Source organism: Lysinibacillus sp. IITD104, from assembly GCF_036698265.2.
GTDB lineage: Bacteria > Bacillota > Bacilli > Bacillales_A > Planococcaceae > Lysinibacillus > Lysinibacillus boronitolerans.
The window spans coordinates 2,983,579-2,998,694 of record NZ_JBAHYH020000001.1; the positions used below are offsets into that span (position 1 = coordinate 2,983,579).

The following is a 15,116-nucleotide window of genomic DNA, read 5'->3' on the forward strand; positions in this document are numbered from 1 at the left end:
TGGTCTTGCCCTACAGAAATAGACTGACTGTCGGTTTATAAATAGTATATGTGAACGCTTCAAAAAAAGGAACATATTTTTATATCTTCCTTTTTGTTATTCCTATTTGCTTTTAAAGTAATGTTTAATTTGCTCAATCATAGCTGTTGTTGCCTGACTGACATAGCGATCTACGCGGTAAATAATGGATAAGCTACGGCTTGGAGCACCATTTGAAATACGTATACTGCACAAAGTAGGATCATTCATTTGTTGGAGCAAAGGATAGGGTTGCACCGTTACACCAATATTGGCTCGAACAAGATTCAGAATGGACGTGACAGAGCTTGTCTCAAGAATAGAATGGAGGTGAAAACCATGCTTTTTTACAGCCTCTTCTACAACCTCTCTACCAAGAAAGCCTTCTGGATACATCACCATAGGAAGGCCCTCTAATTCAGCAATTGGGATCACTGTTTGCTTTGCCAATGGGTGCTCCTTTGAAACGGTTAGTACATATTCCTCTTTACATAAAGGGATAATGACCAATCGATCATCTGATTCAACATTCGTCCCAATACCGATATCCACTTCATTTTCGAGAACCTGCCGCATAATATCGATGGAAGCAAGTATCTTTAATTTTACCTTTGGAAACTTTTGATGGAAATCTATCACAAGCTGTGTGATCCGATAATCAAGGTCAGATGGCATGATGCCAATACTTATTTGTCCCCCTTCTAGCGCCTGTAAATCTTTAATCGAATCTTTGACATTTTGTAATGTATTAAATATCTCTGTCGTATAGCTAAACAAAAGGGAGCCTGCCTCAGTCACAACAATTTTTTTGCCAATACGATCGAACAATGGCATTCCTAGCTCATCCTCCAGCACTCGTATTTGCTGGCTTAATGTTGGCTGAGAGATGCCAAGTTTCTCAGCAGCTTTTGTAAAATGTAGCTCCTCACAGACTGCCATAAAATAATGCAGATGCCGTATTTCCACATGGATCACGCCCTATCATAGTTTATAACTATCATTGTAATAGTAATAATAGTATTGTTCAATCGTTCTGATTCCTATAGACTTCAATTTGGGCTTACTATTTATTTGATATGACGGAGAGAAAAGACAATGCATATAAAACGCAAAATTATACCAATTATCGCCATTATTTTAGCTTCTTTTAATTTACGGCCTGTCATTACTTCGGTGTCCCCTTTATTAGGAACTATTCGTCAGACTTTACAAATGAGCGCAGCTACTGCTAGTTTGCTAACTTCTTTAGCTGTGCTCTGTATGGGCTTATTTGCACCTTTCGCAATCAAACTAGCCAATCGTTGGAGTATCGAGCGAACTATCGCTTACGCTCTTATTCTTATTGGACTAGCAACAGCTACCAGATATTTTGCTAATACTGCCTGGGTCATGCTAGTAACAGCCTTGTTATCAGGCATTGGCATTGCCATCGTGGGACCATTATTATCAGGCTATATTAAGGAGAAATTTGCAAACCCTTCCCGTGTAGTGGGTATTTACTCGCTAGCACTTGTAGTAGGAGCTGCACTTGGCTCAGGGCTTTCTATTCCATTAAGCCATCTTTTTCATTCATGGCAAGCTTCTGTTGCCTCTTGGGCTATTCTTGCTTTAATCGCTTTATTCTTTTGGTGGAAGCCAATCGAACAGCAAGCAGCTACAGCAACAGTCACAGATTCACCTAGTTTGAGCAACAATGCGAAGCAAATGTTACTGAGTCAAAAGGCATGGCTTTTAACAGGCTTTTTTGGTTTGATGGCCTTCATGTTTTATACCATCATGGCTTGGTTACCTCCCATCGCTGAAAATTTAGGCTATAGCAAACACGACGCTGGAATGATGCTGACACTATTAACTGTTGCCCAAATGCCAGCTACATTTTTAGTGCCTATTTTAAATAACCGTTTTCAGCATCGAGCCGTATGGCTAGTAGGTAGTTCATCATTAGAATTAATTGGTTTATTGATGCTACTGTTTTCTTATAATCCTTGGCTGAGCAGTATGCTAATTGGCATTGGTGCAGGTGGGCTATTCTCATTAGGGCTAACATTGCCAATTGATGAGGCAAAAGATATTCACGAGGCTAGCTTCTTAGCTGCCATGACACAATCAGTTGGCTTTGTATTTGCTGCTTTGGGCCCTTTCTTTGTCGGTCTTGTTCGAGATTTCACAGGCAATTTTACAACTGCTATTATTGGCATGATTATCCTCGTCATTGTGATGATTTTGATTCAACTTAAAATTGGAAACCAGAAGGAACCGCAAATACATCCTATTCACATGAAAAAGACGACTTTCTAACAAGGAAGGTCGTCTTTTGATAATGGAATCGATTTTGCGCCTTTGTTGTATTGCCTACATGGGGTGACACTGGCAATACATGTAGCGTCTTCACATGATAATTGCTAATTAGCTGACTGAAGCATATTTTAGAACAACTGCCTCTAAAACATCAATTCCTATTAATATATCTTCTAGCTCCGTATGTTCATCAGGATGATGACTTAAACCATCCACTGAAGGAATAAAAATAAGGCCAACTGGTCCGAGCCTCGTCATATTCATAGAATCGTGACCTGCTCCACTTTGCATATAGTGATAGGAGAGTTTCTTCTCTACACAAATTGCTTCTAAATCTTGCATTAGCTTTGGAGAAAGTAGGACAGGCTCCTCTGAGCTAATGACATTGTATTCAATCGTAAGCTGTCTCTTTTGTTGAACGTTTGCAATAACCGTATAAAAATGCTGAAGAACTCTTTCTCTTGATTCCACAGAGGATGATCGGATATCTACAGTTAACTCCACTTCACCTGGAACTACGTTCATTGAACCTGCCACCACCTCTAGTATCCCAACTGTTGCCACAGTCCCAAACTCCTGCTCTGCTATCGCTGCTTTTTCCAATTCTAATGCCAATTCGGATGCTCCTAAAAGAGCGTCCTTTCTCATATTCATTGGAGTCGTGCCTGAATGGGATGCTTTTCCATTTAACTTCATTAAAAGGCGAACTGGTGCTGCTACCCCTGTGACAATACCAATTTTCTTTTCATAGTTAATTAGCAATGGTCCCTGTTCAATATGCAATTCGAAAAAGGCATGGAATCCTTCATCTACTCTTGTCGCTTGATCAACACTACTAAAATCAAGTCCACAATGAGCAAAAGCCTGCTCCATCGTAATACCATCTCGATCAACTAAATGGCGATATTTTTCTTTATCGATTAGTCCTGCCATTGCTTTACTGCCTACTGTCGACACACCAAATCTTGAAGACTCCTCACAGGCAAAGGCGATAATTTCAATTGGATGCTCTGTCACAATAGATCGCTCGTTTAATCGCTTGATGACTTCTAGGGCAGCAGTTACGCCCACAACGCCATCATATTTACCGCCTTGATAGACAGTATCTAAATGGGATCCCATGACAACAGGCTGCAATCCTGGCACACTGCCTTCTCTTCGAGCAATAAGATTACCACAATGGTCAATATGAATTTGAAGATTTTCATCTTTACATAAACGAATAAAGGCATGTAAACAAGCCTGTTCTTCATTCGTATAGGCAACTCTCGTAATTCCTTTCTCGCCTGAATTGTATTGATTCATTTTATCTAGTAATTGTTGATAACGTTCTTTATAGATCATGTAAACAGCTCCTTTTGAAGAATTACGAAGATGAAAATCAACCAAATGTACGCTTGTATAGTATCTTTTTTCATTGTATCAATTCTTTTACACTTTTTTGATTGAAAATTAGAAAAGGGATTCTCCATAACGAGATCCCTACTCTAATTCACTGGAAAGACTTAAGCAGACTATAACTGCTCCAATCTATTTACTATTCGCCATTTTGTCATTGAAATGATGGAACAATGCATCACATTCTTCAGTCGTTTCAATTTTTTGCATGTTCAGTACACTTTTATCTTTACCCGTTAAGTAATCACGTAGATGCATATCAGAGAAGCCATGTACATGAGCATCTTCTGCTGTATTACAATAATGAACTTCTTTAATACCAGACCAAATGATAGCGCCCACACACATTGGACATGGTTCGCAAGTAGCGTAGATAACACAATCCGATAAATCCATTGTGCCAAGCTTTTTAGAGGCTTCACGAATGGCTACTATTTCTGCATGTGCAGTGATGTCTGTATCACGCATCATTGTATTGCCAACAACAGCGATGATTTCATCACCTCTTACAATGGTTGCACCAAATGGTCCACCAATATTTTGATTGATACCTTCTTTTGTTTTGTCAACAGCTAGTTGAATATAATCCACACCGTGATTCCTCCTAGTTAATAATATGAGTACCAGCCTGATTATTGATCGCTTCTTTCAGACTTTCAGGGTTTGTAATAATTACTCGATGACCACCATTTTCTAAGAAGCTTAAGCTTGCTTCGATTTTTGGTAGCATACTTCCTGGCGGGAACTGATTATCTTGAACATGCTGCTTTGTTTCCTCAACTGTAATTTCTTCAAGTGCTTGTTGTTCAGGTTTTCCAAAGTTAATAAACACACGAGGAACACCCGTCGTAATAATTAATGAATCTGCATTTACTTGTGCCGCTAATAAACTTGTCGCAAAGTCTTTGTCAATGACTGCATCTACACCCTCGTAGACATTGTTTTCTTTTTTCACAACTGGAATTCCACCACCGCCTACAGCGATCACGACATAATCATTATCAATTAATGATTTAATCGCATCTTTTTCCACGATATCGATTGGTTTTGGTGAAGGCACAACGCGACGATAGCCACGGCCAGAATCCTCTACCATTTTCCAATCTGGATGCTCTACTAGCATCGCCTCCGCTTGCTCCTTTGTAAAGAATGAACCAACTGGCTTTGTAGGGTTAATAAAGTTGGGATCATTTTCATTGATTTCAACTTGTGTAATTACACTAACTACCTTTTTATTAATTTGACGTTTAGCCAGTTCGTTAATTAATGCTTGCTGAATTAAATAGCCAATTCCACCTTGTGTGTCAGCCACACAGTTTACTAGAGGAATTGCTGGCATACCCGATACCTCATTAGCAATTTCACTTCTTTGTAATGTGAAACCAACTTGTGGACCATTGCCGTGTGTGACAACCACTTTATATCCTTCCTGAATCATATCCGCGATATGTTCAACAGTTTGAGCAACTGCCTGTTGCTGACTTTGAATGGATTCGCTACCACTATCTTTTACCAACGAGTTACCGCCGATTGCTACAATTACTAATTTATTCACAACTACACCCCTACTTCTTTTTCTACACTATTTTGAACATTTTGCTGATTAAATCTATATAACAGCGTATATAAAATGAATGACACGATCAGTCCGCTAAAGAAAGCAAAGTTATTTAGCTGTACTAAAAACGGCACACTTTTCAGGAAAGCACCTGACATTGGTAAGAGGAAGCTTATTAATAGAACGATACATGCTACGATGTTATAGCCAGATTTATAAGCGCCATTATGACCTTCTTCCACATAAATCAAAGATAAATCTAAACGTCTTTTACGCTCGATAAAGAAGCTAGACAACATAATACCTGCGATTGGTCCAAACATAGAGCCTATAAAACTATAGAAGAAAAACAACGTCTCTGTACTCGATACGAGTTTCCAAGGCAAAATGACTGTGCCAATAATAGCTGTTAAAATACCTGCTGTTTTGACAGTAAAGACTTTAGGGAATAAAGTTGTCATTTGTAATCCAGATGGTAATAAATTACCGAAAACTACAAAAGCTGTTGCGCCCACATTTAAGGCTAAAATTAACACAATTACTGAAAAGGGATTTTGAATTTTATCAATAGCGTCCACAATATTAAAAATTGGTTGCCCGAAAGCAATTTCTGTCCCTGCTATTAAACTAATACAAGTAATCGCAAATAATAGATACGAGCCGATCATACCAATGGATAAGCCATAGATCATTGCTTTTGGTGATTTAGCTCTATGCGTAAAATCTGCAATGTTTACAATTGGACCAGCCCAGTTAGACACCAATGCGCTAACACATGCAATAAAGACCAATGGACTTTCCATCGTTGTTGAAGGCTTATAGTCTAAAATTGGTCCAATTCCTCCAGCAATATTAATTGCCCAAATCGCTGCGCCAATAATGAAAATATAAACAATTGGTGATGAGTATTTACCGAAGACTGTTAGCATGTCCATGCCGCCTAAAAATAGTAAAACTGTAACTACCCATAAAATAATATAAGAAATCATTGTCGGAACATCTAAGCCAAAAATAGCGAAGTCTCCACCAATAGACATATAGTTCGGAATGAATCTTGCAAATAATACATTAAGGGATTGAGCGCCCACAACGGTCGTCGTACCAAAGAATACAACCCCTGCAATCAACCCTCGACATAACGCCGGAATAATAGAGCCTTTCACTCCAAATGAATCTCTTAGTAATATGGCAAATGGAATGCCATATTTAGAGGCGGAATATCCATTTAAGCAATAGCCTGCTGAGACGATTACTGCTGAAAGCATAATGGCTAAGAAAACTTGATTAACTGATAATCCTAAGACAAAAAACCCTGCAACCGTCATATAAGACATAATATTGTGAACTGCGCCCATCCACACGGTAATGTAGTTAAAGATTCCCCAGTCTCTTTCTTGAGGACCTTTTGGTAAAAGTTCTTCCGAATAGCCAAGTGCTCTATAATCTTGATTGGACTGTTCAATTTTTGCATGTTCCATAGAAAGCTCCTCCTACTTATAGGAAGTGGGCTTAAGCCCACTTCTCACTAATTGTAATTAATGCTTTTTCAAAAGCTTCCATTGGAGGATTTGTAATACCAGCACCAATCATACCGATTCCAGCCTCTTTATGTGCGATAGCTGTATTAATAATTGGAAGAATACCTGATTGGATGACTTTGCGAATATCAATACCAGTAGGAATTCCCATGAAGTTTAATAATGGAATGGTAATATTTTGGTTTTCTGTCGTCGTAATTTCTTTCATTTTACGAGAATAACCAATTGCTTCATCCACTGTTCCACCTACTAAAGCAACGATTGCTGGTGCAGTAGCCATTGCGAAACCACCAATACCGTAAGTTTCTGTAATAGCACTATCCCCTATATCAAGGCCTGAGTCCTCTGGTTTATAGCCAGCAAACATCGGTCCGATTACTTTTTGTGCTGGGCCAGTAAACCATGTATTACCTGGCATGCCACTAATACGAACACCAAATTCTACACCGTTACGTGCCATTGTTGTCACGACTGTACTATATTCGATGCCATGTGCAGCATCTAATGCACATTTACAGCATGCCATCCATGTAGGACCTGAGAAATAATCACTACTTGCCACGAAATCAAATACTGCTCGCTTCTGTTCAACAGGATAATCTGTTTCTAAGATATATGGTGTCAGTGCTTGAATTAATAAGCTTGTACCTGCATTATTACGGTTATGGCATTCGTCGCCCATGTGGAGCGCTTGTGCAAGCATTAATCGTAGATCGATGCCATCTTTATTTAATTTCATTGCATCACGTAAAATTGGTCCTAACACATCACGCATCCATATTAATCGCTCGACAACGCTATCATCGTTGGCACCCATCCGTAAGATTTTTGCCATTTGCTCACTTAAATTTGTATAGGCGATATTGCCATACGTTTTATTTTCAACGATGTGCATAAACATCGAAGCAGATGTTACCCCAGCCATTGAACCAACTGCATTATGCTCATGGCAAGGTGAGAATGTGATATCTCCAGACGCCGCTACCTCTGCTGCTTCTTCTAAATCTTTCGCTAATCCTTCGAATACAAGAGCACCCATAACAGCGCCCTTCATTGGTCCATTCATATTTTCCCAAGTAATGGGTGGTCCTGCGTGTAAGATTGTTTTTTTCGTCATGCCAGGTACAACTTTGATGGCTTGATCGAAACCAATCAGCACGGGTTGAGAGTTCACAATTTTTTCCACCGCAAGACGATTTGCTGCTTCGATTTTTTCGGCAAGTTCTGCTTTATCGATATTGTTTAGTGCTGCAATAATTTCTGGCTTACCTCCACCTGGTGGTGACCACTCTAGGTGTGTAGCACTTGCATTTTGTGCTAATATATCATCCTTAAAAAGTTCAATACCTACGTTAATTACGTTAATTTTACTTGTGAAAAGTTCATTAATCTTACTCATGATTTTCTCCTTTCAACACCATTTCTCTAGCAAGTAATCCTGCATTTGTACTACTGCTTGCATGTGTAACACCTGCATTGACTAATTTTTCCACTTGCTCATCTATGTTTGGTGTATCTAAGTCTGTTCCAAGGACATACCCAATGATCTCTAAATGTCTACCTTCTTTTTCAGCTAATTGTTTAGCTTCAATGATGGCAGGAAGCATAACGCCTACTGGGTCTTCATGAGAGCCAAAGCCTAATACGAAGTCCATCACAATGACACCAACTGTCGGATCTTTTGCTTCTTGTAAGAAGCGCTCAATGCGAGAAGACGGATCGATCATTGGATGTGGTTTACCATTTGTAAAATCATCATCACCGAAGTCAATGAATGTATGTTCCTGACTCACATTGATATCTTTCAATAAGAAATCAGGATTCTTTTGGATGTTACTGTAAATATTATCTAATTTTTCCATAGCTAGATACATAGATTCATCACAAAGCGTACCGCCACAGAATAACCCACGAATGTATTTTTGCTCTGGCGCTAATTTTGCACGAACCTCTTCAACTAATGGAATGTTAAGCGCACGTTTGTTAATACCTGCTTCATCAATACCTGCTAGTAAGACTGCCTTTAAGGCTGCTTCTTTCGATGTTTTAGCAAATTGTCCACCAGCTGCCACTACAGCCTCTTCATTACCACCTATAAAATAAACCACTACCGGTTTGCTGCATTCTTTAATTTGTGCGAGTACTTTTTTCTCAACACTTGCTTCAGGTGGCTTCGATACAAGTACAATCACTTTAGTGGCTTCATCGGCATCTAGTGCTTTGATACCATCAAGCATCATCATACCGCCCACTTCTTTACTTAAATCTCTTCCGCCAGTACCGATCAGTTGTGTGATACCACCACCGAAGTCATGAATGCGAACACTTACTTCTTGGCTACCTGTACCAGATGCCGCTACGATACCGATATTGCCTTTTCTTACAGCGTTTGCAAAGCAAAGTCCTGTATTACCAATAATAGCGGTACCACAGTCTGGTCCCATCATTAATAAGCCTTTTTCATGTGCTAAAGTTTTTAATTCTACTTCGTCTTCAACGCTCACATTATCACTGAACAGCATCACGTGTAGATCATTTTCAAGTGCTTTGCGTGCTTCGCGAACGGCAAATGCCCCATTGACAGAAATGACCGCAAAGTTTGCATCAGGAATTCCTTGTGCAGCCGAATCAATCGTTGCATATTTAATATCACTTTTTGCTTGTGCTTTATCTTTATTTGTTAGTAATTCTTCCACTGCTAGGTAAGCGCTTTCTGTTTGATCCGCACTAGTAGTTTTGACAATAATCATTAAGTCCCCTGCTGTTGCTTCCTCCACTTCTGGTGTCATCAAACCAACGTTACGAATGACTCCTTTGTTCATTTCCGTACCCATACCAATAATTGCTTGCTCAACGCCTTCAATTTGATTCGCTTTTGTAGATAGTGACATCAATGACACTGAATCAAAATATGTGTTGCGCTTAATTACGACTTTAATACTCATCATTATCCTCCTAATTCTATATTGGCTTCTAAGCCTCTTATCAGCCCTAATGCAATATCTGTTCCTGAGGAGGAGCCAATAGCAAGCACCCTTCTCAGAGCCTCAATGGATTCCACTTCTGTGCCATATAAAATGGCGTGTATGAATGAACAGATCGACTCCCTTACTTGTCCATGTGCTGCCTTCTTCAATGTTGTAAAGCTAATCTCATTGGTCAAAGGCTGCATCATTTTGATAACGCTTTCACACAATGGTTTATACATAGAACATGGGCTATTTTCTAAGTGAATGATAGCAAATAAGCCTACTAAAAAATCGTCCCCTGATGGTGTTAGTCCTGGCCCCAAGCCTACTAAATCAGTTGCATATGTCTGAAAGCAATCCAAACGTTGATTCAATATTTCCTCATAAAGCAAAGTTGTACGCTGCTGTAATAATCTCGATGTCTCCGCTTCAAATTCACTGAGGGGTAAATCATTACGTTTGATACCGCCGCCTTTACCGTGTAAATCAATGAATTGTTTTACACGAATCATATTCATTTTTAAACTTGTACGATCTGCTGGATAAATCGGTAGCTGACATTGCCAACGAGTGGCTGTATGAATCGCTATTTGTAATTTCTCTTCTATTAATAGTTGATTATCGCGAACCGATACCCTGTCCTGTTGATTAATATGCAGGTGATCCAATGTATCAAGATCAATAACTAGTGTATTGGGTGCACGATCCATTGCCTTCGTAGCAAGTGTAAAAATTTCATCATTACTATCACTCCGAATATTTAAGGCATGTTTAAACACACTATGAACCGTTCCCGTAAACGCCGTCGCTACTATTTGCTGCAAGAAATAATCATCACCCGATTTGGCATGTATCATATGTACACCCTCTTTATGTCGTAGGCATATTACTATTTCGCGCCTGCTTCCAGTAGAATTTTTTCAATTTCAGTAAATCCTTTTTCTCTAGCCATCGCTAATGGTGTCACACCATATTGATCCACCAATTGTGTATCCGCTCCATGTTCCACTAATAGACGAACTATTTCTTGTTGCTTTTCTCCGCCATCATTGAGAAGGATGGCTTCAATTAAAGGTGTCCAGCCACAAATATTTGTATGGTTGACATTGATATCTGTAGTCGTTACAAGTTCACGAACTACCTCTACAAAGCCCTTCTCACTTGCTGGATGAATTCCTACACCACCAAAGCGTGTTAAACGCTCTAAATCTGTGTTTGCTTGTAGCATCATTTTCACAAGCTCTAACTTTCCATTAATACATCCATACAAAAATGGGTTCAAACAAATTTGATCTTGAAGGTCGATATCCGCCCCTTCTTGAATTAAAAATTTCACTGCTTTTAATTGATCATTCATCGCAGCAAGTAAAATTGCTGTACGCTTGCGCTTATTTTGAGAATTAATATCCACACCTTGTTGTAAATAACCTTTCAGAGCGTTAATATCACCTGCTTCGGCTGCAGTTAAAAATTCTGAGACCACATTCATATCTACCAATTTCTTTCCTCCATTTCTCTGACCTATTGTTCATTTCAACTAAAAAGAAATAAACCGCGAGAATGTTACTACTTTCACATTTCCGTCTTACATGCTTTATTTTATTCTCTTATGCCGTGTATATCATTGTTTAGCAATACCAAAAAGAATGGAGATGATTTAGGCAATATGTACAATGTTTTGTGATAAGATGATGGCAAAGGAGTGAAATCATTTGCTAACAATTAAAGATATATTAGAGATAAAAGCACTTGAAGGAATTAAAATTGTTGCTGGAGAGCAAGGAATTCACAATGAAATTGCCCTTGTAAACATTATTGAAAATCCTGATGCATTTGATTGGCTGACACCGAATGAATTACTGTTAACGACTGGTTACATCTTCCAAGATGATGAAGCATTACAAAATAAAATTATCCAAGAAATCTCTAAAATTAATTGTGCAGGCCTTGTTATCAAAATGAGGCGCTATTTACAAAAGACGCCTCAAAACATGATCGATATTGCCAATCAGCATGGATTGCCGTTATTGGAGTTGCCTTATAATTACACCTTGTCTAAGGTGATCTCGATCATCAATGAAAAGGCATCTGGACGTTATGATCTATTAAATAGAAAATCATTGGATATGCACAATACGCTATTTAAGGTGGCGCTTGAAGGAGGAGGCATTGAATCCATTTCCTCAAAATTAGCCGAAACAATTAATAACCCGATAATCTTTTTAGATAATGACTGGAATTTACTGCATTATACAGATCTTGATACGAATCCTGTGCCACTTGCCTATGGGATTAACCTAAAGAAGAATCGTCCAACATTTTCAAAGGATTTTATTGATACCATTCCAAACGATCTCAACGAAATGCAAAAATCCATTACACGAATCTATCAATTAGAAGATCTAGCAGTAACATGTAGAATTCTCCCTGTTGCAGTGGCCAACTATATTTATGGCTATATTGTCATTTGGCAAACTGTACGGGATCTGAATGAGTTTGATTTCATCGTTTTAGAGCAAGCCTCCACGATCGTGGCACTAGAAAGGATTAAACAGAAGGAAATTGAGGGTGTACGTCTAAAAATTAAACAAGAGTTTTTTGATGATTTATTGACTGGAAAAATCACTTCGCTTGAAACGCTACAAACACTATGTGATCTCCACGGTCTAAAGATCAACCATAAATATTATTGCGTCGTCATCTCTTTTAGCCATGAAAACCTTCAAAACCAGCATGATTTAATTTCTAGAAAATACGAAACCGATAATATTGCAAAAAAATGTATGAACTTAATTTATGAGCACTCTAGCACGATCAATGGAGAGATCACATGCCTTTATCGCAACAACCAAATCATCGTATTAGTTGGACAGCAAGACGGCAAACAAGATTTCACGATCAATGAAACTAAGCAATACGCAGAAAACATTCTCCAATTATTAGTACAGCAACATACACAAACCTCCTTCTTAATTGGAATTGGCAAAGAATATAAACATATTCGTTTTGTTCATAAAAGCTTTGCAGAGGCACATGAAGCACTCCGTCTTATGCGCCGCTTCGAAGAACGTGGAGCAGTGGCTCATTATGCGGATCACTCCATTTATCATTTTTTAGATTCGAATATTAACGAAGTGCCACTAAAGGACTTTTTCTTAGAAAGCTTGGGTGCTGTCTTTGAGCACGATCTATTACATGGGACAAGCTACCTACTTACATTAGAAAATTACTTTATCAATCATATGAATATAAGTGAAACAGCCAAGGAAATGTTTATTCATCGCAACACGTTAATTTATCGAATTGAAAAGATTAAAGAAATTTTAAAAACCGATCTAAAAAGCTATGAGGAGCTGTTACAAATCCAGCTAGCCTTGAGAATCTATCGCTTGCTTGGTAAGTCTTTATACCACGATGAATTCGCAGACTAGCATCAAAAGATGGTGATCGCATCCCCCTTTTTTTGATAATTATTCATTTCATATTCAGTTCATAAACGCATGCTATAGTAAAAGCCATAGAAACGAAATACATTGTTTTCGGACAATGAAGGAGGCTTATTTCTTTGCAAGAAACATCAAATGAAACATCTAAGCAAAAAGATTGGCGCCGTTTTATACAATTAGTAAAACGTGCCGAACCACCGATTTGGCTACTTGTCATCGCTTTAGTGATGAGTTTAGCAACGACAGGTGTAGGGTTTATTGTTCCATTATTTACAAAACAATTAGTGGATGGCTTTTCGTTAGAATCGCTTAATTATTGGCAAATTATTGTACTAGGTATTGCCTTTATCGCACAGGCTATTGCCAGTGGATTATCCATCTATTATTTAAATCGAGTTGGACATCATGTTGTGGCAAAATTACGTGACCAGCTATGGCGAAAGCTGTTGCATTTACCAATCCCCTATTATGATGAACATGATACTGGTGAAACATTGAGCCGTGTTACGAATGACACAGGGGTTGTGAAAGAGCTTATAACAGAGCATTTAGCAAACTGTTTATCTGGCGTTATTTCCATTATAGGTTCTATCATCATTCTTCTATTTTTAGATTGGAAAATGACATTAGTCATGCTGATTGCCGTACCACTGGCTATGGTGATCTTAATGTTGTTAGGGCGACGCATGTTTGTGATTTCAAAAGGGATGCAAGATGAAACAGCAAAATTTACGTCTGTATTAAATCAAGTTTTACCTGAAACGCGCCTAGTCAAGGCTTCAAATGCTGAGCAAATTGAATATGAGCGTGGAAAAAAGGGCATTACGAATCTCTTTACATTTGGCTTAAAAGAAGCAAAAATCCATGCCCTTATTTCCCCGCTGATTTCATTCGTTCTGATGTCTGTGCTAGTAGCTATTATTGGCTATGGTGGTGTCCGTGTTTCCTCTGGAGAGCTGACGGCTGGCGACATGGTGGCATTTATTTTATATTTAATCCAAATCATTATGCCAATGACGCAATTAACGATGTTCTTTACCCAGCTACAAAAAGCCATGGGTGCTACAGAACGAATTAGTGCATTGCTTGAATACGAGGAAGAACATATTGAAGAAGGCTTAACAGTAGAAAAAGTAGATCAACCCATTTATGTTAAAAATGTTGATTTTTCTTATGGTGAGGAACCCATTTTATCCGATATTAACTTCACAATTGAGCCAGGCAAAGTAACAGCCATCGTAGGGCCAAGCGGTGGCGGTAAAACAACCACATTTTCACTGCTAGAACGATATTATCGGCCAACGAACGGCAGTATCACACTAGGCGATACACCAATCGAAACATTCTCACTCCACTCTTGGCGCAGTCAAATCGGCTATGTGGCGCAGGAAAGTGCCCTGCTATCAGGAACAATTCGAGAAAATATTTGCTATGGTATTGACCGTGAAGTACAAGATGATGAGCTAGAAAAAGTGGCAAAAATGGCCTATGCAGATCAATTTATTAACGAGCTTCCAGATAAGTTTGACACTGAAGTTGGAGAACGAGGCATCAAGCTGTCAGGAGGACAACGTCAGCGTATCTCTATCGCAAGAGCGCTCTTACGTAATCCGCAAATATTAATGCTGGATGAAGCAACATCAAGCTTAGATAGTAAATCAGAAATTTATGTACAAAAGGCATTAGACAACTTAATGCAAGGGCGCACAACACTAGTCATTGCGCACCGTTTATCGACAGTGGTAGATGCCGATCAAATATTGTTTATTGAGAAAGGGCATATTACAGGCTGTGGTACACACGAAACTCTCTTTGAAACACATGCTATGTATCGTGAGTTTGCCATGCAGCAATTACGCATTAAAGACGTTGAATAAAGGGGTTTGTTGAG

Annotated in this window: 12 protein-coding genes; 3 read left to right on the plus strand and 9 right to left on the minus strand. The window is 38.8% G+C overall.

All coding sequences use genetic code 11. The features are described from left to right. Positions 1 to 102 precede the first annotated feature (102 nt). Positions 103 to 984 carry a LysR family transcriptional regulator gene (locus V1L66_RS15290; RefSeq protein WP_333005868.1) on the minus strand — a complete coding sequence of 294 codons (882 nt, stop codon included), beginning with the start codon at positions 982 to 984 and terminating at the stop codon, positions 103 to 105. Between the two features lie 129 nt (positions 985 to 1,113). Here V1L66_RS15290 and V1L66_RS15295 point away from each other — a divergent pair, with 129 nt between their 5' ends. Further along, the gene (locus V1L66_RS15295; protein WP_333005867.1) at positions 1,114 to 2,316 is read left to right on the plus strand and encodes an MFS transporter; all 1,203 of its coding nucleotides are present in this window, start codon (positions 1,114 to 1,116) and stop codon (positions 2,314 to 2,316) included. A 108-nt stretch (positions 2,317 to 2,424) separates the two neighbouring features. On the opposite strand, the gene V1L66_RS15300 is transcribed toward V1L66_RS15295, so the two are convergent. The 8 genes from V1L66_RS15300 to V1L66_RS15335 all read right to left on the minus strand — a co-directional run bounded on the left by V1L66_RS15300 (position 2,425) and on the right by V1L66_RS15335 (position 11,277). Then, positions 2,425 to 3,660, minus strand: a complete 1,236-nt coding sequence (locus tag V1L66_RS15300; protein ID WP_333005866.1) for a Zn-dependent hydrolase — start codon at positions 3,658 to 3,660, stop codon at positions 2,425 to 2,427. Positions 3,661 to 3,846: 186 nt separating this feature from the next. After that, on the minus strand, positions 3,847 to 4,305 hold the full coding sequence (locus tag V1L66_RS15305) for a nucleoside deaminase (RefSeq protein ID WP_333005865.1): 459 nt from the start codon (positions 4,303 to 4,305) through the stop codon (positions 3,847 to 3,849). Positions 4,306 to 4,318: 13 nt separating this feature from the next. After that, the gene (gene arcC, locus V1L66_RS15310; protein ID WP_016994302.1) at positions 4,319 to 5,269 is read right to left on the minus strand and encodes a carbamate kinase; all 951 of its coding nucleotides are present in this window, start codon (positions 5,267 to 5,269) and stop codon (positions 4,319 to 4,321) included. Positions 5,270 to 5,271: 2 nt separating this feature from the next. Continuing rightward, on the minus strand, positions 5,272 to 6,750 hold the full coding sequence (locus V1L66_RS15315) for a cytosine permease (protein ID WP_333005864.1): 1,479 nt from the start codon (positions 6,748 to 6,750) through the stop codon (positions 5,272 to 5,274). Positions 6,751 to 6,781: 31 nt separating this feature from the next. After that, complete coding sequence (locus tag V1L66_RS15320; RefSeq protein ID WP_333005863.1) at positions 6,782 to 8,209, minus strand: DUF1116 domain-containing protein; 1,428 nt, start codon at positions 8,207 to 8,209, stop codon at positions 6,782 to 6,784. Continuing rightward, positions 8,202 to 9,755: an acyl-CoA synthetase FdrA gene (gene fdrA, locus V1L66_RS15325; RefSeq protein WP_333005862.1), complete on the minus strand. Its 1,554-nt coding sequence runs from the start codon at positions 9,753 to 9,755 to the stop codon at positions 8,202 to 8,204. Before fdrA ends, V1L66_RS15320 begins: the two co-directional genes overlap by 8 nt. A gap of 2 nt (positions 9,756 to 9,757) precedes the next feature. Beyond that, entirely contained in the window at positions 9,758 to 10,636 is an 879-nt protein-coding gene (locus V1L66_RS15330; protein WP_333005861.1) for a DUF2877 domain-containing protein, read from the minus strand. A 32-nt stretch (positions 10,637 to 10,668) separates the two neighbouring features. Then, positions 10,669 to 11,277: an ankyrin repeat domain-containing protein gene (locus V1L66_RS15335; RefSeq protein ID WP_333005860.1), complete on the minus strand. Its 609-nt coding sequence runs from the start codon at positions 11,275 to 11,277 to the stop codon at positions 10,669 to 10,671. A gap of 214 nt (positions 11,278 to 11,491) precedes the next feature. Here V1L66_RS15335 and V1L66_RS15340 point away from each other — a divergent pair, with 214 nt between their 5' ends. Both V1L66_RS15340 and V1L66_RS15345 read left to right on the plus strand, forming a co-directional pair. Beyond that, complete coding sequence (locus tag V1L66_RS15340; RefSeq protein ID WP_258860643.1) at positions 11,492 to 13,210, plus strand: PucR family transcriptional regulator; 1,719 nt, start codon at positions 11,492 to 11,494, stop codon at positions 13,208 to 13,210. 134 nt (positions 13,211 to 13,344) lie between these two features. Beyond that, complete coding sequence (locus V1L66_RS15345; protein ID WP_333005859.1) at positions 13,345 to 15,102, plus strand: ABC transporter ATP-binding protein; 1,758 nt, start codon at positions 13,345 to 13,347, stop codon at positions 15,100 to 15,102. Positions 15,103 to 15,116: the final 14 nt, after the last annotated feature.

Bases quoted from the DNA above. Each gene is read 5' to 3' on its own strand.
- V1L66_RS15295 (WP_333005867.1), top strand. From the start codon at position 1,114: ATGCATATAAAACGCAAAATTATACCAATTATCGCCATTATTTTAGCT.
- V1L66_RS15300 (WP_333005866.1), bottom strand. From the start codon at position 3,660: ATGATCTATAAAGAACGTTATCAACAATTACTAGATAAAATGAATCAA.
- V1L66_RS15315 (WP_333005864.1), bottom strand. From the start codon at position 6,750: ATGGAACATGCAAAAATTGAACAGTCCAATCAAGATTATAGAGCACTT.
- V1L66_RS15320 (WP_333005863.1), bottom strand. From the start codon at position 8,209: ATGAGTAAGATTAATGAACTTTTCACAAGTAAAATTAACGTAATTAAC.
- fdrA (WP_333005862.1), bottom strand. From the start codon at position 9,755: ATGAGTATTAAAGTCGTAATTAAGCGCAACACATATTTTGATTCAGTG.
- V1L66_RS15330 (WP_333005861.1), bottom strand. From the start codon at position 10,636: ATGATACATGCCAAATCGGGTGATGATTATTTCTTGCAGCAAATAGTA.